This is a genomic window from Algicola sagamiensis DSM 14643, assembly GCF_000374485.1.
Classification (GTDB): Bacteria; Pseudomonadota; Gammaproteobacteria; order Enterobacterales; family Alteromonadaceae; genus Algicola; species Algicola sagamiensis.
Genome location: NZ_KB894496.1, coordinates 166,532 through 192,120, shown reverse-complemented (window position 1 = coordinate 192,120; position 25,589 = coordinate 166,532). Strand labels below are relative to the sequence as shown.

The following is a 25,589-nucleotide window of genomic DNA, read 5'->3' as shown; positions in this document are numbered from 1 at the left end:
AGTTCGCATTACTCAAAGGAAATTAAGGATGTATTTATGAATCCAATAAAAACTGCAATTGCTTCCGCAGTAATATGCAGCCTCTCGTCAATGACTTCAACCGCTTCACCGAAAACAACATCAGGACAGGCAACCGCTTATGAACAACTCCCTCCTCAGGTGTTATCAAACACCACTGAGCGGCTATCCATTGATGCAAAAGGCATTCAAAATGGTGCCAATCAGCTACAAATTCAATTTCAAGGTCAATTGCTTCACTTCCAGCTCGACCAATTCACTTGGACTGAACGAGGCAATACACGCTGGCAAGGCTATGTCACCAATGCGCAAAATCCTCAAGCAAAAAACCGGGTGTTACTGATCACCGCAGGTTCCGGCCTCGTTGAAGGTCAGATTGAAGTGGACGGTCGTTTCTTGAAACTCAATGCAATAGCTCAAGGCTTATCTCAACTCACTGAAGTCACAGGCATTGCTCATCGCTTACCAACCGATGCTCCAAAACGGATTCTGAGACGATCAAAGCGCTCGACACTGACAGAGTTTTCTGCATTCATGACTGCACAGTACATTCAGCCTCAATCTATCACTTTGCCTGATACAAAAAGAGTGCACCCCCTCACAATCGATGTTTTATTTGCAGCAGAGCCATTTATCTCACCATCGCGTTTAGAACTTATGGCGGAAATGGAGCTGGCACTGTTTGAAGAAGTAATGCAAAACAGCGGGTTATCACATATCAAAACCCGCTTGGTCGGGACAATGATCACCGACGATCGCTCATTGGACGATAGCGACGATACGCTGGACAAGCTGAAGGATCCAAATGACGGTTACATGGATGACGTTGCAGCTGAGCGAGAGCGCACCAAAGCAGATATTGCCATCGTGATTGCAGATACGACTGATGCCTGCGGGATTGCCGATGACTCACTCCTTGCAGACAATGCATTTGCGATTGCCAACCCCATCGAGGGATGCTCATACAAGTACACCTTGCAACATGAAATGGCGCATTTATTTGGCGCTCATCATGATGAGTTTGTGGAGCCAAACCCTTATTTTGAATACGGCAGAGGGTGGATTGCGAATGATTGGTCCTATCGTACATTGATGGCTTACGATAACGGCTGCCCTTCAACACGTGCCTGTACACGCGTCAAATATCTCTCAAGCCCAACGAATACAATGAATGGCTTACCACTAGGAGATACAACTCACGATAACACGCGTGTCGTCCGAGAAAACGCAGAAAAAGTCGCTAACTACCGAGACGCTGGGGATATTCATTCTATTTGAGCATTAGGTATACTTAAGTTAGCTAACACGTCCTAGATTTGAATTCACGCGACTTGTTGTAGCAGCAATACCTACATTTAATGATAAAAAAAGAAGCACTCTCACTGCCAGTGATAGTGCTTCTTCGTTGCTAACTCATACAACTTATTTAATGTTTTGGGATATTGACTGTTTTTCCATTGAAAATAAAATGCATACCATTTTCATCTTCAACAAGTGGGAGCGCCTGCCCAGCTGCGTAAATTGTTGCAGATTGATTCACCACATCAAAATCAACTTTTACTTGACTATCAGCTCTTTCGATACTCGCTGACTTGAGTGACTTATCAGCTTTGGAATAAATAAGGTAAGCCGCCCCCAAAGCTTTATTCTGTCTGATAACAAGAATATCGTCCTCACGATCAACAAGTTGGATGGAAGCCATATCATTGTAATTTACAGTACGTGTAGCGTATGTACTTTCATCAGCGACAGTCTGTTGGAAAGAAATCGTGTAACCATTTTCTAATTTTAAATTCATTGATGTCACATTCGCATTGACAGAAAGCGCCTCTTCGACCTGTATAGCGTGAATATATCCAATAAATTCAACATTAGCATTATATGACCCTTGTGGACTTATCGCATCAAGAGCATATTTTGACAGCCATTTGCTTCCAAAACGATAAAATGATGGTTCAAATGATACAGGAACTCTTTTGCGCTGTGCATTAGCCTGTTCGGTTTCATCTCCTAGATTTAGTTCTGCCTCATCGAAAGTAAAATCACCAACTTGTCCACTTACCTCAATGGACTCTGTCATTAGAATCGAATTGTTCAGGGCAAACTCATATCCACTCGCCGCGAATGAGTATAGATATTCTCTTCCCAACATTGATGACTTATCTTCGAGTTCCATAACCTCGACTTGGTCACCGATTTGGTCTTGCTTGTTCTCATGCGTTAAGTAAGCGACTTCCATCATCAGCTCTAAATCTTTGGCAAGATCTGTTCTGCCTACCATTTCTTGATAGCCAGACGCAAAGGATTGAATAAGCGACTGTGACCCCAAATAGCCTGGGCTATTTTGCCAAAGACCAAAGGTTGATGGGACTTGGATAATCGTATCTTCTCTCGGAGAATTCAGGACAGAGATGCCTTCATTGATGTTGACAGTAATATTAGAATAATCGTCTAGCTGGCCTCTCTGTCCAGTGAAGCTAAATAAACCAGTTATCACTTCATTGGCATTGTCAACTGTAAAGATTGCTTTTCCGCCTTCTGCATTTTTTGTGGCGTTCAAAACCATGTTTCTCGCAAGTGCACGCAATTGGCTCATTGCTTCAAATTGAGACTCTGCCTTTCGAAGCTCATTTTGAATCGTTGCTAATTCATCTGCTTTTTCTTCTTCTGGCTTAGACTCATCATGACCGACTTTAGCCAAATCTGCTTGTAATTGTACAAAACGCGCTTTTAATTCTTGAGACGCTTTAATAAAGTCACCTGTCAGCGGTTCATCCATAAGCAATAGCTCGTTTCTTAAACCTTCTTCTGCTTCTTCTAGCGATTCGATGCTGTTATCTTTTTTATATTGGGACACCAACGTTGTCAGTGGTGTCACCACTTGACTCGCAGGTTCTGCAGTCATTTGATAATCACGTAAAACAAGACCTGAGTCCTGGTCAATTGTTTCCCCGGCAATCGCTTTTACAAGAACTTGAGCAGATTGAATTGATGAAAGTTCTTCTGCTGACTGATATTCAAATTCAGCAACACCGCTTGCATTCGTCGTTGCTTTTAATTCGCCTTCATTCCAAATACCGTCTTTGTTCTTGTCCAAAATCACAAGGGCATTTTCAAGATAGCCATCAATTGCTGTAATCTGATATTTACCTTCAACTGCGACTTCTTTCTTCGGTGTACCTGTTGTCGTATCCGGTGTTTCTTTTTTTGGCGTTGTTGACGTATCCGGCGTTTCTTTTTTTGGCGTTGTTGACGTATCCGGCGTTTCTTTTTTCGGAGTTGTTGACGTATTTTTATTGTCATGTGATGAGTGACATCCACCTAAAGCGATGGCAGATGAGACGAGTATTGAGAGTAATTTATATTTCATGGGAGCTTGCCTAATTTAACAAATAAAATAACCTTTGGGAGTGGTTACTTTATCACCACCGCCGTTTACGAGGCGCAGGAATATATCATTAGAAAAATGAATAAGCAATTCTTTAGTATTAAAAACCAAAAAATAAAATATAATCTATTGAATAAAGTGGGAATTTTAAAAAAGCGAAGAGATTAATAAAGCGTAAACTAATAGGGTGAATTAATATTTTTCGTTAATAAACTCATTCTTTGTTATTAAATTTAATTTGAGCACTTCATAATCAAAACGGTATTTTTTAGAAAGCTGATGTCGTCAATACGTTGGCTTTCGCCCAAACAATGAGGTGAAGAGTCGAGGAAGTGCGTTCATATTGCACTTCCTCAATCAGATCTTAGTGAAGTTACTTTTGCCCCAGTACGACAGCTGGATCGATCTTTAACACGGTTCGGGAAGGGTACATTGTTGCCAAAAAGCTGATCACAAGTGCAATCAGGACAGTCACCACTGCGTCCATGGGTTGGAAATCACTTGGAATAAAACCGATAAAATAGACACTTCCATCTAAAAACTCTAAATGAAATGTGGATTCAATCCAATGCATCATATCTGGCAGATAGATTGCGAGCAGAATGCCCACAATGCCCCCCCAGCATGTTCCTAGTAGTCCATTTCTCAACCCATAAAATACAAACGTTTGATTAATCACTCGGTGGTGGATCCCCATGGTTTTTAAAATGGCAATGTCGCTTTGCTTCTCACGGACAATCATCACGAGTGTGGAGACAATGTTAAAACATGCAACCGCAATCACCAGACTTAATGCCAAGTAGATGATAAATCGAACCATCTGGATATCATTGTAAATGTGTCCATGTAAACGTTGCCAATCCAACATATAGACATATTCCTGAAGGTTCATGCCTAGCATCCGTGACACCTGAGGTGCTGCAAACACATCTTTAATCTTGAGTTGTAAAGACGTAACTTCTCCTGGCTTTAAGCCTCGTATTTCCTGGGCTTTCACTAAAGAAATAAACGCGGCAGAGTGATCGAGTAATCCGCCAATATTGAACGTCCCCGCAATCTGAAACTCAACCATTTTAGGTGTCGAAAAGTTTTGGTTGGTTTGAGCGACAAGCACCACCAAAGTATCCCCTTTGTCCACATGTAAATCTTGGGCTAACTGTGAGCCAAGAATGATTTGATTTCCGGTCAGCGTATGTGAGACATCTGGGGATAAATATTTTTCAAGTGCAATCGCATGATTATCAATCGCATCAATGCCTGTGATTTGAAGCGGTTTAAAACCAGCGCCTTGTTGAAGCATACCATTGAGTGTAATTGCAGGTGCTGCGCGCAATACCGTATGATCTGCTTCCAACTGTCTTACTTTCTGTTGCCAGTTGCGAATGGGGACATCAACCGCTCGAAACTCGACATGTGGGATCATATCCAGCCAACGGTTTTTCAGCTCTTTCTCAAAACCATTCATCACCGATAAGCCAACGATCATCACTGCAACACCAAGGCCAATACCCCAGATAGAACTGGCAGAAACAAAGTTCGTGAAACCTGATTTCCGTTTTTCGCTTTGATAGCGAGATGCAAGAAAAAAACTCAGCGCCTTGCCCGTTTTCATCCCATCACCCCAAGTTTACCTTCAACCAGCTGATAGCACTTGTCCAACTTTCCTGCGAGTCGCAAGTCATGGGTGACGACAATAATGGCTGTATCAAATTCCTGATTGATTTCACAGAGCAACCCATAAACCTCTGACGCAGAGTGACCGTCGAGGTTTCCTGTCGGCTCATCTGCAAGCACAAGCGCAGGGGATGTAATCACTGCACGCGCAATAGAGACGCGTTGCCTTTCCCCACCCGACATTTCACTCGGTCGATGAGTTAAACGATGTCCCAGACCAACTCTGACTAATAAATCTTTTGCTTTTTCACTTGCATGCTCAACACTTTCCCCCCGGATCAGCAATGGTATGGCCACATTTTCAAGTGCTGTAAATTCCATGAGCAAATGATGAAATTGATAGATAAAACCAAGCGACGTATTACGAAAGTCAGCCAATTTCGTTTGGTTGAGAGAGAATACATTCGTGCCATTAATATGGAGTTCACCTGATGTTGGTTTATCTAATGTGCCTAATATGTGCAATAAAGTTGATTTGCCCGATCCTGAGGAACCAACAATTGCGACTTGTTCCTGTTTTTGAATTTCCAAGTCCAAACCTTGAAGCACTTCAACCTGATGATCGCCGTCACGGTAAGACTTTGACACTTGACGACATGAAAGCACACTACTCATATTTTAAAACCTCTGCAGGTTGAACTTTGGCGGCCAAGCGCGCCGGATAAAGGGTGGCGATAAGACTGAGGAACAATGCACCAATGAGAATCAAGGTGATTGTAACCCCATCCATAATCATAGGCAGCTCGGGTAAGCCTAATGGGTGAATACCAAACAGGCTAAGCAGCGGGTTGAGACTCACACAAAGCAGTACACCAAGCAAACCGCCGATGAGAGTCCCCAATATGCCATTATATCCCCCTTGGAACATAAAAATTTTCTGGATATTCTTCGCTGCCATTCCCATCGTCAACAACATCGCAATTTCCGACTCTTTCTCTGTGACTGTCATCACTAATGCCGCCACAATATTAAATGCAGCCACACCGATAATCAGCATCAGTAAAAGCGACATCACTTTCTTTTCCATTTTAACCGCATCAAAAAATCGCCCTTGTTGCTGTCGCCAATCTGTGACAACCAGATCCGGAAATTGTTGCCGCAACTCTGTTGCAACTTGTGGCGCATCAAACGCATCGTTTAAATACAAACGTACACCACTGACCTGATCTTTGGGTAAACGCATCAATCTTGCGACATCCTGGCCTCTTGCAAAAATCACCCGCTCATCCATTTCTGTCTGCGTATCAAATAAAGCCACCACTTTAAAATTTCTCTGGCTTGGGATCCGACCCATTGGGGTATATCTGGAAGACTCAGAAACCAACACCCGGATTTTATCACCAACACTGACACCAAGTTGGCTCGCTAGATAACGTCCTATCATCACCCCATACTTTTGTGCTTGCAGTTGCTCCCACTGACCTGCAATCACTTCATGCGGCAAAATACCAGGCGGCATTTTTTCTGAATACAAGCCTTGCAGTTGCACATTTTTCAACTCGGAATGATATTGAACGAGTGAGGAAGACAAACTGATCGGCTCTGCCGATTTGACTTCAGGGTGCATTTGTAATTGGGGGAGGATTTTATCCGGCCCTGAAAACGTTCGCCCATCTTGGTTGATGATGATCTGTGGAACCATCCCTAAAATTCGTTGTTTGAGCTGCCCTTCAAACCCATTCATCACTGACGTGATCACGATCAGTGCTAAAACCCCCAACGCGATCCCTGCAATCGAAAAGAAGCTGATGAATGAAATAAATGCATTGCCCTTTCTGGAGCGGCTGTATCGTAAACCAATAAATGAGGTAACGGGTTGAAACATGGGTGATAATAGTATAGATAGGAGTATTTGCCCGGGATAATATGTGTTTCGTACCATAAACACAAGTCCATTGTCATGAAGAGTAATATATGAGTGATCTCTCTTTAGAGCAAAAATTTGAGCTGTTCCATGAATATTTTCTGGTCAAGCGGCGATATACCTTAAATATCCTGCCAATCACGGATCCTGATGATATTCCGGGAGAATCGGATTTTGAAAACGAAATCCCTGAGCTATTTCAAATTGCCAGTGAAGTCTCCGCGATTGATGCCAAAATGCTACGCCCACTGATGAACTTGGGCGATGTGGCAGATGATCTGGTTGAATTCCTTCGCGCACAATCCAGAAAAATAGACCTTCTCATGAGCCATATTCTTGTTCATCAAGATCATGAGGGGGATCGGTGTGACACACAAAGCTTCGGTGGCGGTGGTCTGACTTTTTTTCACGAAAAAAAATTGGAAGTTGGGACCATGATCCGCTTAAAATTATTCCTCAAGGATGAAGCAAGTGCGATTTATGGTTATGGTGAAATCTTACAAGCCGAAGAAGAGGATGAACGATTTCACCATTCATTACTATTCACACGTCTTCGCGAAGAAGATCGGGAAATCATCGTTCGTGCATCGCTTCATGAACAATCCAAACAATTAAAACGCAAAGCGCAAGCGCGCCAAAAAGATAAAGGCACAAATTCGTAGTGAATGCATTTCGTTTACCCGCGGAGTGGTATCCCCAAGATGCTGTTCTGTTGACCTGGCCCCACAAAGACACTGACTGGGCAGAGATACTTCAGGATGTTGAACCTATTTTTGTTCAGATCGCGACTGCCATTTTAGATGTCCAACAATTGGTCATTGCTGTGCACAATACTGAGCTCAAATCGCATATTAGCCACTTGTTGCCACAGGACAAACTTAAGCAGGTCATCTTTGTCGAGACGCCAACCGATGATACATGGGCCAGAGATCATGGCCCAATCACGCTTGTGAACCAACAAACAAGGCAGGTCAAAGCGCTGAACTTTACCTTTAATGGCTGGGGTGGCAAGTTTGAATCGACCCAAGATAACGCAATTAATCAAGCGTTATTTCAACATCCTGAGATTCACCCAATCTCCTCAGAGTCGGTTGACCTTATACTCGAAGGTGGTGGGATTGAGTCTGATGGAGCGGGCTGCATTCTTACCACAAGCGAATGTTTACTCAACCCCAACCGTAACCCAGCCCACTCGAAATCACAGCTCGAAGCGTCCTTATTGCAGCTCCTTGGCGCTGAAAAAATTCTCTGGCTTGACCATGGCTACTTGGCTGGTGATGATACGGATGCGCACATTGATACCCTTGCTCGATTTGCACCAAACAACACGATTGTTTATGTTCAATGCGATGACCCAAAAGATGAACATTTTGATGCTTTGCAACGCATGGAAGTACAACTGTGCAGTATGACCAATACACAAAACAAACCTTTCAATTTGATCCCTTTGCCCTGGCCTACATCAATCATTGGTCGAGAAGGTTATCGATTACCAGCGACTTATGCGAACTATCTCATCATCAATCAGCGTGTTCTTGTTCCAACTTATGATGACCCAAAAGATCCGCATGCATTCGCTCAGATCCAATGCGCTTACCCCGATCATGAAGTCATCGGGATCAATTGCCGCAGTATCATTGAACAGCACGGCAGTTTGCATTGTCTTACCATGCAGTTGCCCGTCGGTTTTATTCGTCAACAATAGTATCGAGAAGAATACCCATGACAGCAAAAGAAACGCTCCGTGTCGGTTTGATCCAACACAGCAATAGTTCTGATGTTGAACATAATCTACAAAAAACCATCTCTGGTATCCACGAGGCCGCCGTAGATGGTGCTCAGCTCATTGTCTTGCAGGAGCTGCATCGTTCTCTTTATTTTTGCCAAACAGAAGATGTAGATTTATTTGATTTGGCAGAGCCAATCCCTGGCGCAACAACGCAAGCACTTGGTGATGTCGCAAAAGAACTCAACATCGTCATTGTCGCTTCCCTATTTGAAAAGCGAGCAACAGGGCTCTATCACAATACAGCCGTGGTCATCGAAACCGATGGTACAATTGCCGGGAAATACCGCAAAATGCATATCCCTGACGATCCTGGTTTCTATGAGAAGTTCTATTTCACACCAGGAGATTTAGGGTTTGAGCCAATCCAAACCAGCGTAGGTAAACTCGGCGTCCTTGTCTGCTGGGATCAGTGGTTTCCAGAGGGTGCGCGTTTAATGGCGATGGCGGGAGCTGAAATCCTCATTTATCCAACAGCGATTGGTTGGGATCCAAGAGACGATGAAGACGAACAAACACGCCAGCTCAATGCCTGGGTCATTGTACAGCGTGCACACGCTATTGCGAACGGTGTTCCAGTCATAAGCTGTAATCGCGTTGGTCATGAGACCGATCCATCTGGGCAAAGTGAGGGGATCCAATTCTGGGGGAACTCCTTTGTGGCCGGGCCACAGGGAGAGATCTTGTCCCATGCTGAAGATGATGACGATGAAATATTACTGGCCGATATCGACTTACAACGCAGTGAAGATGTGCGCCGTATTTGGCCATATCTGCGTGATCGCCGTATTGACCACTATGGCGATTTGCTTAAAATATACCGCGACTAGCTGGATAATATCACGCTCAGGTTCACCAACACCCTGAGCGTATAACAAACAGGAACGCTAACCCTGATGTATACCAAAGACTTTTTGTCTCTTCCTTTTACGAAAAGCACGCAGGATAAAATTGCCTGGGGAAATCTCATCGGTGCATCATATGCACTCGCTGTTGCACAAGCTGCGGAGCAACATCCTGGCTTATCGCTTGTTGTAACCACAGACACCGCCGCTGCATTGAAGCTAGAGCATGAAATTGGATTTTTCTTAGAAGATAAGTCGATTTCACTGCTGCCTTTTCCTGACTGGGAAACCCTTCCCTATGATCATTTTTCCCCGCATCAGGATATTATTTCACAGCGTCTGCTGACGTTATATCAGCTTCCAAGAACACACCACGGGATTGTTATTGTTCCCATCTCAACATTGAGTGCTCGATTGTGCCCGCGTGCATATATTGAATCGCAAAGCCTTGTCGTGAAAAACGGTGATCAAATTGATATTCACCAAATGCGCCGCAATCTGGAAAATGCAGGTTATCATGCCGTTAATCAAGTCATGGCGCACGGTGAGTTTTCCATGCGTGGTTCATTACTTGATTTATACCCAATGGGATGTCAGACGCCTTATCGCTTGGATTTTTTTGATGATGAGCTCGAAAGTATCCGCTTGTTTGATATCGAAACCCAGCGCTCCGGTGATACCATTTCGTCAATTAATCTTCTTCCTGCTGGAGAATTCCCAACTGATGAAGCAGCCATTGAGCGCTTCCGAATGCAGTTTCGGGAATATTTGACAGTGAGAAATGAAAAAGAGGCGCTTTATCATCAAGTCAGTAGTGGTACCTTTCCCTCAGGCATCGAATCCTATTTACCACTCTTTTTTAACGAAACAGCCACCCTATTTGATTATCTGCCTGACAATACGCAGCTCCTTACTCAGGATAGAATTGAGCCAGCTTATGACGCGTTTATGGATGAGGTCTCAGCACGCTATGAAGATCGTCGGCACGATCAACTTCGACCTTTACTCTCTCCTGAACACCTTTACCTGCGCAAAGAGCAGCTATTTAGCCAATTTAAACCGCTTGCTCGGATCTCGCTGAGCGCAACTTCGATTGAGACTGGGGCAGGCAAATCAAATGCGCCATTCTCCCTGATGCCCGATGTGAGCATCAAACACCAATCGAAACAGCCGCATCAGGATCTCATTGACTTTGTTGCAAACATCAAAGAAAACCAAGGTCGGATATTATTTGTCGCAGAGTCAGAAGGTCGCCGCGAAGCTTTATTGGATATCCTCAATCAGGTTCATCTCCGCCCTAAACCCTGCCTGAGTTTTTCAACGTTCTTAACGGGTGAGCATGATCTCAACATTATCGTTGGTGGAATTGAACATAGCTTTATCCGAGGTGAAACCTCGCCACTGGTCATCTTGACTGAAACAGAACTGCTTGGTGGCCGTGTTGTTCAACAACGACGTCGTAAAAAGTCAAAGCATGATATATCTCCAGATGCCGTATTCAAGAACTTAACTGAGCTATCCATCGGTCAGCCTGTTGTTCATTTTGATCATGGTGTTGGACGTTATCAAGGGTTGCAAACACTCGATGCTGGCGGCATCACAGCAGAATTCGTGACCATTGAATACGCCAATGAAGCGAAGCTGTATGTTCCGGTCAATTCTTTGCACTTGATCAGCCGATACAGTGGTGCAGATGATGAGCATGCACCGTTGAATCGACTTGGCACAGAAGCCTGGGAAAAAGCCAAGCGCAAGGCCGCAGAAAAAGTCCGCGACGTTGCCGCTGAATTGTTAGATGTTTACGCCCGTCGTGCAGCAAAACCTGGATTTGAATACAAGTTCTCGAAAGAGGACTATATCTCCTTCTGCCAGGAGTTTCCATTTGAAGAGACGAATGATCAGGTTGATGCAATTCAGGCAGTCATGGAAGATATGCGTGGTCCAACGCCGATGGATCGCCTCGTTTGCGGTGACGTCGGCTTTGGTAAAACAGAAGTCGCCATGCGTGCTGCATTCATCGCGGCTTCCTGTGGTCGTCAGGTAGCAATTTTGGTCCCAACAACCTTGCTTGCTCAACAACATTTCGAGAATTTCCAAGACCGCTTTGCAAATTGGCCGATCAAAATTGATGTCTTATCTCGTTTCAAGTCCAATAAACAGCAGCAACAAACTTTGTCTGAATTGACCGAAGGCAAGGTTGATATTGTGATCGGGACCCATAAGTTGTTACAACAGGATATCAACTTCTCTGATCTCGGTTTATTGATTGTGGATGAAGAGCACCGCTTTGGCGTCCGTCAAAAAGACCGGATCAAATCATTACGTTCCGAGGTCGATATCTTGACACTGACCGCCACGCCGATCCCCAGAACACTCAATATGTCCATGCACAGTATTCGAGATCTCTCAATCATTGCAACACCACCAGCGAAGCGACTCGCAGTCAAAACTTTTGTTCGCCAAAAAGACGATTCGATCACGAAAGAAGCAATTCTGAGAGAGATTAAACGCGGTGGTCAGGTTTACTTTCTCCATAACAGTGTTGAGACAATTCAGGACTGTATGGAAGAGCTGCAAGCAATGGTGCCTGAAGCACGGATTGATATTGCTCATGGTCAGATGCGTGAACGTGAGCTTGAACGGATCATGTCCGATTTTTATCATCAACGCTTCAATGTTCTTGTTTGTACAACGATTATCGAAACGGGAATCGACATTCCAACAGCCAATACGATTTTGATTGATCGTGCTGATAACTTTGGACTGGCGCAATTGCACCAACTACGTGGCCGAGTTGGGCGCTCTCATCACCAAGCCTATGCATATTTACTTACTCCACCACCAAAGCGCATGACCAAAGATGCCCAAAAACGTCTAGAAGCCATTGAATCATTAGAGGACCTCGGCGCTGGATTTGCCTTAGCAACGCATGATTTGGAAATCCGCGGTGCTGGTGAATTACTTGGGGATGAACAAAGCGGCCAAATGACCTCGATTGGGTTTTCTCTGTATATGGATATGCTCGACCAAGCGGTTGAATCGCTCAAGCAAGGGAAAGAGATCTCGCTGGAAAATGCATTGAAAAAGCAAACAGAGGTCGAGCTTCGTCTCCCTGCCCTGCTTCCTGATATCTATATTCCAGACGTCAATACACGCCTATCCGTATACAAACGGATTGCAAGTGCAGTAGATACAGATGCACTCAATGAGATCCAGGTCGAACTCATTGACCGATTTGGTTTGCTACCTGATGCAGCCAAAAATTTATTCAAGCTCAGCGAACTCAAACAAAAAGCAACAACCTTGGGCATTCGGAAAATCGAAGCTGGTCCAAAAGGCGGGTTTGTAGACTTTGATCAACAAACCCGAGTCGACCCGATGTTTATTATTTCACTTGTTCAAGCACAACCTCGTATTTATAAAATGGATGGCCCGGCTAAATTGAAGTTTGCAATTGAAGTTGCGAATGCAGATGAACGGTTTAAACTGGTCCAGTCCATGCTTAATGATTTTCAGGAAAAGTCTATCGCATCATGAAAAAACTATTTGTAACACTGATTTGCTGTATACCGCTTCTTGCCCAAGCTGAGCGCTGGTTTGAAGCAGAAGTCATTTTATTTAAACGCACCTACGATGACGTACAAGGTGAGACTTTTCCACAAAACCTGTCTGATTTGGACTATCCAAATGCGCATGAAAACCTAAGGAAGTTCCTTCAACCCGAAGTAACACCTTTTGTACAAGGACAAGATTGCTTTCCAACAGATGCGAACACAGCAAAACAGGCACAGGCAAAAAGTGAAACGCAAACGAGTGTCGGAAACCTCTCCGAACCCCTTGATGAACAATCAGATACTTCGCAAACCACTTCCCCTTGCCCGGCACCTGAATCTGTCGACGATATTAACGAGTGGTTGGAAAGCAATACCCCTTCACAACGAATATTACAGTTGAATCAAGTTCCTAAGCGAATTAACGCACCTGCCAGAAGTGATCAAAAAGAAACTTATTTGCTGAATCAATCTCAACTCAGGCTTGGTGGTATTTATAAAAAGCTCCAATGGCGAAAAGATATTCATCCGATGTTGCATGTCGGGTGGCGCTTCAAAGGCGTACCGAGAAGAGAAACCAGAGCAATACATTTGTTTGCAGGTAAAAATTTCGCCAATGATTACTATGTCAATGGTCAGTCACGCAACATGCAAGAAGCCGCTTCAGTCAATGAAGACGACTACGAAACGAGTGTCAATCAGTCCACCTGGCAGTACCTACTCAAGCATCAGCTGGCATTACTGGATCAAAATCAGCCTGTTAAACTGCCGCTCCCCCTAGAAAATCATGTTGAATCCAGCCCACCGATCATCACAGATTCACTATGGGAAATGGATGGCTATATTCGTATTCATTTAAGCCACTATCTCTACGTCAATGCTGGATTTGACCTGCGAGAAGAAGAAGAATTGAGTGTACAAGAGAAGATCCCAACGCTGGTCTTAACGGAGGGAGAGCTTTCACAACAAGAAGTGACGAAGCATACGAAGGCATTAAAGAAAATTCGCTTCAGCCAGTTTCGTCGTGTGATCACAAAAGAGATCCATTATTTTGATCACCCAAAGATGGGAATGATTTTACAATTGAGACGTTTTAATCATTAAGTCGACTGATTAAGGAACATAAGCAAATGAAAATCTATACCAAGACTGGCGATCAGGGAATGACACAAATTTATGCTGACAAAACGACTCGTGTGCGAAAGGATAGTGTTGAGCTAGCGCTATATGGCACACTTGATCAACTCAATGCACTCGTTGGCCTTTTATGCTGTGAACTCACTGGGGATGAGCAAATATCAAAGCTCACCCCTGCACTACAACAGATCCAACAGAACCTATTCCAGCTTGGCTATGGGATCTCTGCGCAAAAGGTTCTTGATGATTCGCAAACAGAACAACTTGAGCAAGCAATTGACCACTTTTATGCTGAGTTGCCGCCGCAAACAAGTTTTATTCTTCCATCAGGAACAAAAGCTGCGTGCACCGCTCATCTGTGTAGAACAACAACACGACAAGCTGAGCGTATGATGGTTGGTATCCAAGATCATTATGATATTCCTACCAATCATTTACGCTTTTTAAATCGATTATCCGATTATTTCTTTGCACTCGCTCGATGGCTCAATGCCAGTCGCGATGTTCAAGAGGTTCCCGTTCCTTAAGTGTACATTTTCCTCTAATTTCATGATTTCATCCGATAGTCGCTCAAATCACGTTCGTGATAGTTTCAGCTCAAGGTAACCTAACTGAGAGCGGCTATTTCAACAAATGACTCACATTCCTCAAGCAGATTATGACGTTGTCGGTCACTATAATCAGGATAAAATAAATGGATTTACGGACGACTTACTGACGCAATTTATACAATTCATCAACCCCAGTCAAAACCAAAATATACTGGATGTGATGGGTGGAAATGGCAACCTCACCAGACGACTTCTCGATCATTGTACTCTTCATGGAATTTCTCAGCCCAAAAGCACACTGTTTGAGCTTTCAAAGACACAAACCGATATCGCAAAGTCCTGGTTGAGTCCAGAAGAATGTACCGTTGTGTGTGGTGATATTCTTACACTCGAACACGATCATGAGACCTCGATTACGGAGCAACAATTTGACTGTATCTTTATAAAAAGTGCAAATCATGAGATCCCCTTGTCACTGCAAAACAAGCTTTATCATAATCTATTTCAACTTTTAAGACCTGGTGGTCAGTTCATCAATCTCGGCTTTTTATTCGATTGCGAGCAAGAAAGAGAAGAGCTTGCAGGTGTTACAAAGATCAAGGACAAACTTGTTGGAATGGAGAATGCGGTTAAGAACCGCTATTTTTTGATGCGACATGAATTTTATGGACTTTTAGAACAAACTGGATTTGAACAAATCTCCTCAGCATCGCGATTCGACTACCGAATTTGCTCTGATGCGGTCAAAGAAAATTACTTCCCCGGACAAAATGAGCCACCAGCACTGCGTCAAATCATATCAGCACAACGTGATTCGATCACATTAGTTCGAAATAACCGGATCCTCTTCGAGCAATCACGATCGACCATGGCACTGCCAGGTGAGATCACGATTGCCAGAAAACCGACTTGAATATAAAAATCAGCGAGACACTGGCTCTCCAAAGATTACTTTGGCAGTAATTTGGGGCAACCATCACAGTAATCAACATGTGGGATCACATATCTGAGGCAGCACCCGCGCCGTTGGAGTTCTCCTCGGCGCTCTAAAACCGTCCGGTAGAGTGGATTTTCTGTGCCGCAGGGCAGCTGCGCTTGCTGGAATAAACCGCGTAGAGCAATAAACGACGGGTTTCCCGTTTTTTCCGTCATTTCTCCAAGATACCAATGCAGCACAAATCCAATGTTATTCCAAATAAAACGTGCATTGAGAGGACTCAATGCAACCAACCGTTCCACATCCGGTATCAAATGCCATTGAATGAAGTCACAGAGTTTTTGCTCCTGAGACTGAGGTACATGGGATACATCTATAAACTGATCGTCGCACAAAAACCCTTTTGGTCGACCATTGTCATCGCCAATTTCCAATGGAAATGATGCTGCATCAGGATTCAATGCTGTATCTGTTGCCAGGATCACCGCCATTACAGGTGGAAGTAACAAGCCAAAATACCACTGAGACCAAAGTGAAATCAGTGGTTTTCTATCTTCATAGTGGCTGAAATCAGCATACAGCTGAATAATTGACTCAAATCTCTCATTTTCACTCCAAGAGTCAGCGGATAGAAATGAAATATCCGCTGCGCTTTTCGTTCCAGCAAAGTGAAAGTAACTCAATAACTCAGGTGCATACTGTTCAGAAAGCAGCTTGAGCCGTTGATTAAGCGTATGTTGTGTCTGAAGGGTACTATCTAGCATGTTGCTCTCTCCGCATCAGGAACCAAATTAGCATCGGGCCGCCAACAAGGCAGGTAAACAATGGGGCTGTGACCTGCCATGGATAAAAGAGGGTTCTGCCTGCCCAATCACCAAAAACCAGTAATAGACCACCAATCAGTGCAGAAACCAGCAATTGGTGGTGCACTCGGATCACACCAAGCATTCGTGCGATGTGAGGTGCCATCAAACTGACAAAACTCAGCGGACCAACCACAATCGTTGCTGTCGCACTCATGCCTGCAACCAATAGGAGAAGAATGAGCCGTGCTTTTGATTCGTTCAGCCCCGCATTTCGAATAAAAGCAGGGCCAAGCTCAACCGCTTGCTGCATTCGAGTACAAGCAAAAGCAGCACCAAGCAACACAATCGCAGCACCTGAGGACAACAATGCCAACGTCATATCAATTCGAAATGTCGACCCGGTGAGCCAGCTCATCAATAGCAAGGTTCTTGAATCACCCGATGCAGACATCAACAACGTGATCCCTTCAACAAACGATGTAAGCGCAACCCCAACCAAAATCACTTTTTCTGGTGAATAGTTACTTCGACGGCTGATCGTGATGACAAACATCATCGCACCAAAAGCGCCAACCGCAGCAAAACCAAGCTGGATAACGATACTCACGCCAAGTCCAGAGAGGATTGCAATCGCCATCCCAATTGAAGCGCCCGCATTCACCCCGAGTAGCTCGGGTGAAGCCATCGGGTTTCTCAACATTCTTTGCATGATCACACCCGATGCACCGAGCAGGGCACCCGCCATCCAGGCTGCGATGACCCTTGGAGAACGCCATTCCAACGCTTGCGCCCCCCAAACCCAGCCTGTCTGACTTTTCCCCAAAAAGAGACCAATAACCACCAGAAGCACCAAAATTGCAAAGAAAACCCAAGCGACAAGCATGGGTTTTTGCGTCCGAAACACATACCCATGATCAACCACACTCGGTTGAAACATCGACTTCGTTCTGAGTAGCAACCAAATCATAATCGGTGCACCAAAAAGTCCGGTCACAGCACCGGTCGGAGCAGCATACCCAGAAAATGTTCCAAAGTTTTGAACGACTAAATCTACAAACCAAAGTAGAAGTGCTCCGACGATGGGTGCGAGTATAAGGCGTTGCCCAAATCGATGAATTCCTGCGATCCTCAGCAAAGCAGGTGCCGCCAGTCCGATAAAGGTGATCACACCAACATGGCTCACGATTGAAGCGGTCACAAAGATAGCAATGAGAAAGGCAATCATACGGGTTCGATTGACATTCAGCCCCGCACTGCCAGCTGTTTCATCACTGAGTCCAATGAGTGATAGCGGCCGAACGAATACAATAGCTGCAACAACACTCAGTAAGAATGGAAGGCTCATTTGCTTGAATGTCTGCCAGTCATGCTGAACAAGTGACCCTCCTCCCCACAAAAAGACACTCCACAACTCTTTTTGATCCATCACATTGAGTACAGCAGTTACTGCACTACAGTAGAGTGTCATAAACATGCCAACGAGGATCACAGTGAGCGGACTAAAGCCTCGTTTTTTCGTAAGGGCCAAAATAATCAGCCCTGTCCCAAGCGCACCAGCCATCGCGACCCATTCACGGCCAAAGCTTAACATCCACGGCGCATGGATTGTGGCGAGCGTGAGAGCCATCATTGCACCAGAAGAAAAACCAAGCGTGGAGGGCGCAGCCAGTGGATTACGTAAAACTTGTTGTAAGATCACACCAGCTAAGGCGAGTCCAGCACCAGCCATCAATGCAACAAACTGCCTTGGTAGCCAACTGTAATGAATGAGTAATTGTGGGATCTGAGCCGTATCTGGAGACCACATGCTTTGAATGGGTGACAGACTTGGAAGTGTTCTGGCAAAGGATAAGTAACACAGTCCAAACGTGAATAAGATCAAGCCAAAAAAGCTGATGATTGTCTTTACAGAAACAGATTGAATCAAATTTGGGCAAGCTTGCATTACATCTTCTCTTTCTTCGATTGAAGGGCTTCAACAAATACATGCGAGAGTCGCCGGGCAGCTGGCAAAGCACCATACTGAAGTACTGGCGGTAATGTAATGTATCGTTTTTCTTGCATCCAGGGCTGAAGTCGCCATAAAGGTGACTCATTGAGTGAGCGAACACCTTCATCTGGCATTGGCTCTAAAAAGACAACAAAGGTCTCTTTGTTTTGATTCGCTCGAGTCACAGCTGGCAGCCCTTGAGAAGAAAATCCCCACGTATTCGTTTTTTGAGTCCAAGCATTTTGCAAACCGATCCGCGACATCACGGACTGAAAAAGGCTATTTTCTCCATAGACCCAAACATGTTGTTTATCATGAACACGCATGACGAGAAACGAAGGAAATGCATACTTTTCAACTACTTGCTTTGCATCTTGCATTGCCTGATATGTTGATGTGATCAAAGCCTCTGCTTGTGCTTCACGCCCCAAAATAGTGCCCAGTTCACGGGTGTTTTTCACTGATTTTTCAATGACATCTCCAGCAACTTGGTAAGTTGTCATGGAAACAACGGGCGCAATTTTTTCTAAAAAAGGTTTGATATGAACCTGATATGGCGTAATCAGGATCAGATCTGGCTGAATCGACTCAAGCAGCTCCAAATTTGGCTCATACATAGAGCCGAGATCAACAACAGAATCTGGTAATGCTGGCTCCTGTGCCCATCGTTCATAACCGTGTTTATCTGCAATCCCCACTGGCGGTAGCCCCATTTCAACAAGTGTTGCGGCAAGTGCAAAGTCTAGGGAAACGACACGCTGAGGATATGCACTGGGTTTGACCTGGCTCGCAGGTGCTTCAAAGGCTAGGCTGGAGGCCCAAAACAATAAAAAAATGATAACTCGCATTGATGGCTCTCTGATTACAATTTTTTCGCGAAGCTAATCGGTGGATGATCTTCTGGATGCATGACAGCCATATTGATGCCGTAGATTTTCTGTAAAACATCCGGTTGCATGACTTCCGATGGAGCAGCTTGCAACAGCATTTTGCCTTCTCGCAAAGCGATGATTTCATCACAGTATCGCGCAGCCATATTAATATCATGCATGATGATAACGATGCATTTTCCATGGTCATGACCCAATGTCTGGATCAATTGCAGAACTTCGAGTTGATGGCCCACATCAAGCGCTGAAGTCGGCTCATCCAGAAGTAAACAACCGCTTTGTTGTGCGACAAGTGTGGTTAACCAAACACGCTGGCGCTCACCACCAGACAATGTATCCACTTGGCGTTCCAGTAAATCAGCAACCCCCGTTAATGCAATCGCATGATCAATTGCTTGCTTATCAGAAGCTTTTTTTCGTCCCAACATACCATGCCAGGCGTAACGGCTCATACTGAGTAACTCACGTGCGGTCAATCCATTCGCACTGGGTAAATATTGTGGTAAATAGGCAACTTGCTGAGAAAATGCTCTGCTTTTCCACGTCTCGATGGCTTGCCCTTTCAGAGAAACTTCACCTTGTGTTGGCGCGATTGTGCGAGAAAGTACTTTTAATAATGTTGATTTACCAGAACCATTGTGTCCTACAAGTCCGTAAACACGTCCTGGTTGGAGCGACAAATTAACCGGAGATAATATTTCTTTCTCGCCAATAGAAACGCCGACTTGTTTCAGCTGATAGATACATGATTTGTTACGGATCAGGGAGTCTTGCTGTTGATGCGCTTTAAATGATGTATGCGGCACATCGGCAATTGGGTGAGTAAATTGTTGAGTATCCAAAGAAAACTCCATTTAAAACAGCATCGTTGCAATCACAATTTTGGGTTGATGTCCCTGATGATCATACACACATGCGTCAAAGAATGAGAATTATTATTATTTATTCTACATATCTCACCCTTGAAAACAAGCTCAGAACAATGGATGAGAGAATTTTGAGACGAAATTACCGAGGAGAAATTGGTTGAGGATACATATTGATTTTGAATGGGTGCGGTTGCCCAAAGTACAACCGCTAATCCTGTTCAACAAGCAGGAATATCATGTATCCATGCTAGTTCGCAAATTGGTAAAGCGGATCGACATTTTGAGCTTTCGGCCCTTTACCTTGATCGATCAACTCGAATTTAACGATTTGATTCTTGTGAAGGTTTCTGTATCCATCCATCACAATGTCTTCATGATGTACAAAAACATTCGTTCCATCTTCCATTTCAATAAAGCCAAATCCTTTGACTGCATTAAAAAACTTGATCTTTCCAGTTAACTTTTCTGACACGGTTCCACCTAAATCGTCATATTCTTCTATCTAAAACGCGGGAGTTTACTGCCCATAAAAAAGCATACCGGGACAGTTCAAAAAAATGAACTACACTGACCCACAAATGCGATAGAGCACATTTATACACGATTTAACTGCAATATTGAAGTCATTGAGTTAAGGATGAGTTAATTAATAACCAAAGTTGTAGAAAATATTCAAATAATGTTAAATGCAGCACTTTATTATTAATCTCAAACTCTGATTCATTTTCAATTCGTATCGACGTATTCCCTATCATTGCAAAGGTAAGCTCCCGCCATGGTTTACTTCAATCTTAAAGAAAACATCAACCCACTTTTATTCAAATTAAATCTGTATAAAATTAGAGACACGGAGAGAAGATAAAAATAATCTCACACCATAGATTGGTGTCCTAAAACGAGGTGAACGTGCAACATTCCAACTTAGCTCAAACAGTCGTCATGGTTCCCCCCACAGACTTTGGTTTTAATCCACAAACCGCAGATGATAATGATTTCCAGCATGTTCCTACTGAGTCCGCTATAGAAGTGACTGCACGCGCAATGCAGGAATTTGAAGAGATGGTCGAAAAGTTAAAGCGTCATGATCTACAAATATTGCTGATGGAAAAGGAAGATGATCATGTCACACCAGATGCCGTTTTTCCAAATAACTGGTTTCTCACTACACCCGATGGTGGCATTTTCTTCTTTCCAATGAAGACAGAAAATCGACGGCAAGAAGTTCGACCTAAAGCACTCTGTCATTTATTCGTGAAAAATGGCTTTACTGTAAATTATACGGTACACCTCGGTGGTGAAATTGAAGATCGCCCACCTTTAGAAGGAACCGGCGCATTGGTTTTCGACCATATGACAGATACAGTTTTTGCTGCGATGTCAGAGCGCTGCGACCTGCATATGCTACAACAGTTCCAGAAATTTTATCGTTCGAAGAAAGTTATCTCTTTCCCGACAATGTCTTCCACGGGTCATCCTGTTTATCATACCAATGTCATGTTGAGTATCGGTGTCGATTTTGCAGTGATTTGTCCTGACGTCATTGCACCGACACATCTTCAAAAAGTGCTTGGTGCGTTAAGTGTTCAGCATAAATCGATTATTAAAGTTACTGAAGAACAGATGAATCAATTCTGTTGTAATATTCTTCAGCTCAAAAATAAAAAAGGCGACCGGATCATTGTGATGTCGACAACAGCACTGAATGCCTTTACAACCCAACAAAAAAACACACTCTCCTGCCATGGAAAAATCATTGCCGTTGACATCCCAACCATTGAGTCCGTTGGTGGTGGCAGTGCAAGATGTATGATTGCAGAAGTTTTTCAAGGTTGTGATGACTAGCTGATTCCTTTCTTATCATTTATTATTGATTTTCAGGGGCCTTTTTCATTGTAAGAGGCTCCTCATGCCCCGACAAAAAATTGGTTAAAAATCCTAAATTTATTCAGGCATTTTTTATCATCCCGACTACCCTTATAGGAAATACCGCATAAGTTTCAATGATGATTTCAGAGAACTAACTCTGAGCTTTTTGGGCGACAGAGGGGTGATAATGAGCATATTCGAACACTATCAACAACGATACGAAGCAGCAAAAGAAGAAGAGTACACTATCCAGGAATTTTTGGAGATCTGTAAGGAAGACAAGAGCGCTTATGCCAGTGCTGCAGAAAGACTTCTGATCGCCATTGGTGAAGCGGAGATGATTGATACTTCGCAAGACCCGCGATTAAGCCGAATTTTTTCGAACCGGGTTATCTCTCGCTACCCAGAGTTCAGCGAGTTTTATGGCATGGAAGACGCGATTGAGCAAATCGTTGCGTACTTAAAGCATTCCGCACAAGGCTTGGAAGAAAAGAAACAGATCCTTTACTTGCTTGGCCCTGTTGGTGGCGGTAAATCTTCTTTGGCGGAAAAGCTGAAATACTTGATGCAAAAGGTTCCGATATACTCGCTCAAAGACTCCCCTGTCAATGATCACCCCTTTTGCTTATTCGATATTAATGAAGACGGCGATCTGTTGGAAAAAGAGTACGACATTCCTAAACGCTACTTGAATATGATCATGTCTCCATGGGCGGCAAAACGTTTGCATGAGTATAACGGTGACATCAGCCAGTTCAAAGTCGTCAAGAAGCATCCATCGATTTTAGATCAGGTTGCAGTTGCCAAAACCGAGCCTGGAGATGAAAACAATCAAGATATTTCTACACTGGTTGGGAAAGTCGACATCCGTATGCTGGAACACTTCGCACAAAACGATCCCGATGCTTATTCCTACTCAGGTGCGCTATGCCGTGCCAACCAGGGATTGATGGAATTTGTTGAAATGTTCAAAGCGCCAATCAAAGTCCTTCACCCGCTGCTCACCGCAACCCAGGAAGGAAATTATAACGGCACAGAAGGTCTCTCTGCCTTGCCATTTGGCGGGATCATCCTCGCTCACTCGAACGAATCAGAATGGCAAAGTTTCAGAAATAACAAGAACAACGAGGCATTCCTTGATCGGGTATTTATTGTAAAAGTGCCTTATTGCCTCAGGGTCTCTGACGAAATCAAAATTTACGAAAAGCTTTTGGAAAACTCAGAACTATTCAATTCGCCATGCTCACCAGGAACGTTGGAGACACTCGCACAATTTAGTGTGCTTTCTCGTTTGAAAGAGCCAGAAAATAGTTCAATGTACTCCAAAATGCGTGTCTACGATGGCGAGAGTCTCAAAGACACTGATCCAAAAGCAAAATCCTATCAGGAATACAGAGATTATGCTGGTGTGGATGAAGGGATGGATGGGCTTTCTACACGATTTGCATTCAAGATCCTCTCTCGAGTATTTAACTTTGACCACTCGGAAGTTGCAGCAAACCCGGTCCATTTATTCTATGTGCTTGAACAACAGATTGAGCGGGAGCAATTCCCGCAAGATATACAAGACCGTCTGCTAGAACATTTGAAAGGCTATCTCATTCCTAAGTATGTTGAATTTATCGGCAAAGAAATCCAAACCGCTTACTTAGAGTCGTACTCCGAATACGGTCAAAATATCTTTGATCGTTATGTGACTTATGCAGATTTCTGGATCCAGGATCAAGAGTACAGAGACCCAGAAACTGGTCAACTGTTTGATCGTGCAGCATTGAACAACGAGTTGGAAAAGATCGAAAAACCAGCCGGGATCAGCAATCCGAAAGATTTCCGCAATGAAATCGTCAACTTTGTCCTTCGGGCAAAAGCGAATAATAACGGGAAAAACCCACAGTGGACCAGTTACGAAAAACTTCGTACGGTCATTGAGAAGAAAATGTTCTCGAATACGGAAGAGTTACTTCCTGTCATTTCATTTAATACGAAGACATCTGCTGATGAGCAGAAAAAGCATGATGACTTTGTCAATCGAATGATGGAAAAAGGATATACACGCAAACAAGTTCGGTTACTGTCAGAATGGTACCTGCGTGTCAGAAAGTCGCAATAACATCCTAGTTGTGTGGAGATCTTATGGCACATTTTATCGACCGTCGATTAAACGGTAGAAAGAAGAGTACGGTTAATCGGCAGCGTTTTTTAAGACGATATAAACAGCAGATCAAAAAAGCCGTATCGGATGCGATTTCCAAACGAAGTGTTACGGATGTCAATCAAGGTGAAAGCGTTAGTATTCCGACGAAGGATACGAGTGAGCCTGTATTCCATCAAGGAAGAGGAGGCTCTCGTGAGATGATCCATCCTGGCAATGATCAATTCTCGACGGGCGACAAAATTAAACGCCCGCTTGGTGGTCAAGGTGGCGGTGCAGGAGAGGGTCAGGCAAGTCCTGATGGTGAGGGTGAAGACGAGTTTGTTTTTTCTATCTCCAAAGACGAATACCTCGATTTACTCTTCGAAGATCTGGAGCTTCCTAACCTAAAGAAGAACCAGCTCGACAAGTTGGTTCAGTACAAAACCTATCGTGCAGGTTACCGCTCAGAAGGTGTACCAACCAATATTGATATCGTGCGTTCTTTGCAAGGCTCCCTTGCACGGCGGGTTGCAATGAGTTCCGAGAAAAAACGCATGCTGCGTGAGTGCAACGAAAAACTTGATGAATTATTAAAAAACCCAGAAGCGCATGAGGATGACCCGGAGGTCAAAGATTTACGTAAGGAAATTGAAGAATTGGAAGCCCGAATTGCCGCCGTACCATTCATCGACACCTTTGACTTGAGATTTAGAAACTACGAAAAGCGTCCGGTACCTACCAGCAAAGCTGTGATGTTTTGTCTCATGGATGTTTCTGGCTCAATGGATCAGGCAACGAAGGATATGGCAAAACGCTTTTATATTCTGCTATATCTCTTCCTCACACGCACCTATAAAAATATTGATGTCGTCTATATCCGCCACCATACCCAAGCAAAGGAAGTCGATGAACAGGAATTTTTCTATTCTCAGGAAACTGGCGGAACCATTGTTTCCAGTGCGATCCGTTTGATGGACGAAATCGTCCGTGATCGATACGACCCAACAGAGTGGAATATCTACGCAGCACAAGCCTCAGATGGTGACAACTGGGCAGATGATTCCCCAAATTGTACTCGGCTTTTATCTCAAGGTGTCCTGCCACTTGTTCGCTATTATGCTTACATTGAGATCACCAACCGGGCACACCAAAGCCTCTGGCGTGAATATGAAAAGCTTGCAGAAAGTTTCGATAATTTTGCAATGCAACATATCAAGTCCATTGAAGATATTTACCCCGTTTTCCGTGAGTTATTCAAAAAACAAGCTGCGTAGACAAGGGAC

Annotated in this window: 20 protein-coding genes; 11 read left to right on the top strand and 9 right to left on the bottom strand. The window is 44.0% G+C overall.

Annotated features, from left to right (window positions below; genetic code table 11):
• The first annotated feature begins 36 nt into the window (after window positions 1–36).
• Complete coding sequence (locus tag C505_RS0111170; protein WP_018692697.1) at window positions 37–1,296, top strand: M12 family metallo-peptidase; 1,260 nt, start codon at window positions 37–39, stop codon at window positions 1,294–1,296.
• A gap of 148 nt (window positions 1,297–1,444) precedes the next feature.
• Here the strand turns inward: C505_RS0111170 and C505_RS0111165 are convergent, their stop codons facing one another.
• The 4 genes from C505_RS0111165 to C505_RS0111145 all read right to left on the bottom strand — a co-directional run bounded on the left by C505_RS0111165 (window position 1,445) and on the right by C505_RS0111145 (window position 6,962).
• The gene (locus tag C505_RS0111165) at window positions 1,445–3,388 is read right to left on the bottom strand and encodes a hypothetical protein (protein ID WP_018692696.1); all 1,944 of its coding nucleotides are present in this window, start codon (window positions 3,386–3,388) and stop codon (window positions 1,445–1,447) included.
• A 391-nt stretch (window positions 3,389–3,779) separates the two neighbouring features.
• Window positions 3,780–5,018 (bottom strand): lipoprotein-releasing ABC transporter permease subunit, encoded by a 1,239-nt coding sequence (locus C505_RS0111155; RefSeq protein ID WP_018692694.1) that lies wholly within the window; start codon window positions 5,016–5,018, stop codon window positions 3,780–3,782.
• Window positions 5,015–5,695, bottom strand: a complete 681-nt coding sequence (lolD, locus tag C505_RS0111150; protein ID WP_018692693.1) for a lipoprotein-releasing ABC transporter ATP-binding protein LolD — start codon at window positions 5,693–5,695, stop codon at window positions 5,015–5,017. The genes C505_RS0111155 and lolD overlap by 4 nt, the downstream gene beginning before the upstream one ends.
• Entirely contained in the window at window positions 5,688–6,962 is a 1,275-nt protein-coding gene (locus tag C505_RS0111145; RefSeq protein ID WP_083938326.1) for a lipoprotein-releasing ABC transporter permease subunit, read from the bottom strand. The genes lolD and C505_RS0111145 overlap by 8 nt, the downstream gene beginning before the upstream one ends.
• 32 nt (window positions 6,963–6,994) lie before the next feature.
• On the opposite strand from C505_RS0111145, the gene C505_RS0111140 reads away from it, so the two are divergent.
• From C505_RS0111140 to C505_RS0111110, 7 genes are all read left to right on the top strand, one after another.
• Window positions 6,995–7,606: a PilZ domain-containing protein gene (locus tag C505_RS0111140; RefSeq protein ID WP_018692691.1), complete on the top strand. Its 612-nt coding sequence runs from the start codon at window positions 6,995–6,997 to the stop codon at window positions 7,604–7,606.
• Complete coding sequence (locus tag C505_RS0111135) at window positions 7,606–8,649, top strand: agmatine deiminase family protein (RefSeq protein ID WP_018692690.1); 1,044 nt, start codon at window positions 7,606–7,608, stop codon at window positions 8,647–8,649. The genes C505_RS0111140 and C505_RS0111135 overlap by 1 nt, the downstream gene beginning before the upstream one ends.
• Window positions 8,650–8,666: 17 nt before the next feature.
• Window positions 8,667–9,560 carry a carbon-nitrogen hydrolase gene (locus C505_RS0111130; protein WP_018692689.1) on the top strand — a complete coding sequence of 298 codons (894 nt, stop codon included), beginning with the start codon at window positions 8,667–8,669 and terminating at the stop codon, window positions 9,558–9,560.
• A 66-nt stretch (window positions 9,561–9,626) separates the two neighbouring features.
• On the top strand, window positions 9,627–13,112 hold the full coding sequence (gene mfd / locus C505_RS0111125; protein ID WP_018692688.1) for a transcription-repair coupling factor: 3,486 nt from the start codon (window positions 9,627–9,629) through the stop codon (window positions 13,110–13,112).
• A complete protein-coding gene (locus tag C505_RS0111120; protein WP_018692687.1) occupies window positions 13,109–14,230 on the top strand; it encodes a CsiV family protein in 1,122 nt (373 codons plus the stop codon). Before mfd ends, C505_RS0111120 begins: the two co-directional genes overlap by 4 nt.
• Before the next feature lie 26 nt (window positions 14,231–14,256).
• Entirely contained in the window at window positions 14,257–14,790 is a 534-nt protein-coding gene (locus tag C505_RS0111115; RefSeq protein ID WP_018692686.1) for a cob(I)yrinic acid a,c-diamide adenosyltransferase, read from the top strand.
• Between the two features lie 106 nt (window positions 14,791–14,896).
• The gene (locus C505_RS0111110; RefSeq protein ID WP_018692685.1) at window positions 14,897–15,727 is read left to right on the top strand and encodes a class I SAM-dependent methyltransferase; all 831 of its coding nucleotides are present in this window, start codon (window positions 14,897–14,899) and stop codon (window positions 15,725–15,727) included.
• A gap of 35 nt (window positions 15,728–15,762) precedes the next feature.
• On the opposite strand, the gene fhuF is transcribed toward C505_RS0111110, so the two are convergent.
• From fhuF to C505_RS0111085, 5 genes are all read right to left on the bottom strand, one after another.
• Complete coding sequence (gene fhuF, locus C505_RS22135; RefSeq protein WP_083938331.1) at window positions 15,763–16,515, bottom strand: siderophore-iron reductase FhuF; 753 nt, start codon at window positions 16,513–16,515, stop codon at window positions 15,763–15,765.
• The gene (fhuB, locus tag C505_RS0111100; RefSeq protein WP_018692683.1) at window positions 16,505–18,502 is read right to left on the bottom strand and encodes a Fe(3+)-hydroxamate ABC transporter permease FhuB; all 1,998 of its coding nucleotides are present in this window, start codon (window positions 18,500–18,502) and stop codon (window positions 16,505–16,507) included. Before fhuB ends, fhuF begins: the two co-directional genes overlap by 11 nt.
• Complete coding sequence (locus C505_RS22130; protein ID WP_018692682.1) at window positions 18,502–19,395, bottom strand: iron-siderophore ABC transporter substrate-binding protein; 894 nt, start codon at window positions 19,393–19,395, stop codon at window positions 18,502–18,504. The genes fhuB and C505_RS22130 overlap by 1 nt, the downstream gene beginning before the upstream one ends.
• Before the next feature lie 14 nt (window positions 19,396–19,409).
• Window positions 19,410–20,279, bottom strand: coding sequence for an ABC transporter ATP-binding protein (locus tag C505_RS0111090; RefSeq protein ID WP_245556354.1), 870 nt, complete (start codon window positions 20,277–20,279; stop codon window positions 19,410–19,412).
• A gap of 274 nt (window positions 20,280–20,553) precedes the next feature.
• Window positions 20,554–20,778: a cold-shock protein gene (locus C505_RS0111085; RefSeq protein WP_018692680.1), complete on the bottom strand. Its 225-nt coding sequence runs from the start codon at window positions 20,776–20,778 to the stop codon at window positions 20,554–20,556.
• A gap of 434 nt (window positions 20,779–21,212) precedes the next feature.
• Between C505_RS0111085 and C505_RS0111080 the strand changes: the two genes are divergently transcribed.
• The 3 genes from C505_RS0111080 (at window position 21,213) to C505_RS0111070 (ending at window position 25,580) form a co-directional block, all read left to right on the top strand.
• Window positions 21,213–22,148, top strand: a complete 936-nt coding sequence (locus C505_RS0111080) for an arginine deiminase-related protein (RefSeq protein WP_157368974.1) — start codon at window positions 21,213–21,215, stop codon at window positions 22,146–22,148.
• Window positions 22,149–22,359: 211 nt separating this feature from the next.
• Window positions 22,360–24,282, top strand: a complete 1,923-nt coding sequence (locus C505_RS0111075; RefSeq protein ID WP_018692678.1) for a PrkA family serine protein kinase — start codon at window positions 22,360–22,362, stop codon at window positions 24,280–24,282.
• Between the two features lie 23 nt (window positions 24,283–24,305).
• Window positions 24,306–25,580: a YeaH/YhbH family protein gene (locus C505_RS0111070; RefSeq protein WP_018692677.1), complete on the top strand. Its 1,275-nt coding sequence runs from the start codon at window positions 24,306–24,308 to the stop codon at window positions 25,578–25,580.
• Window positions 25,581–25,589: the final 9 nt, after the last annotated feature.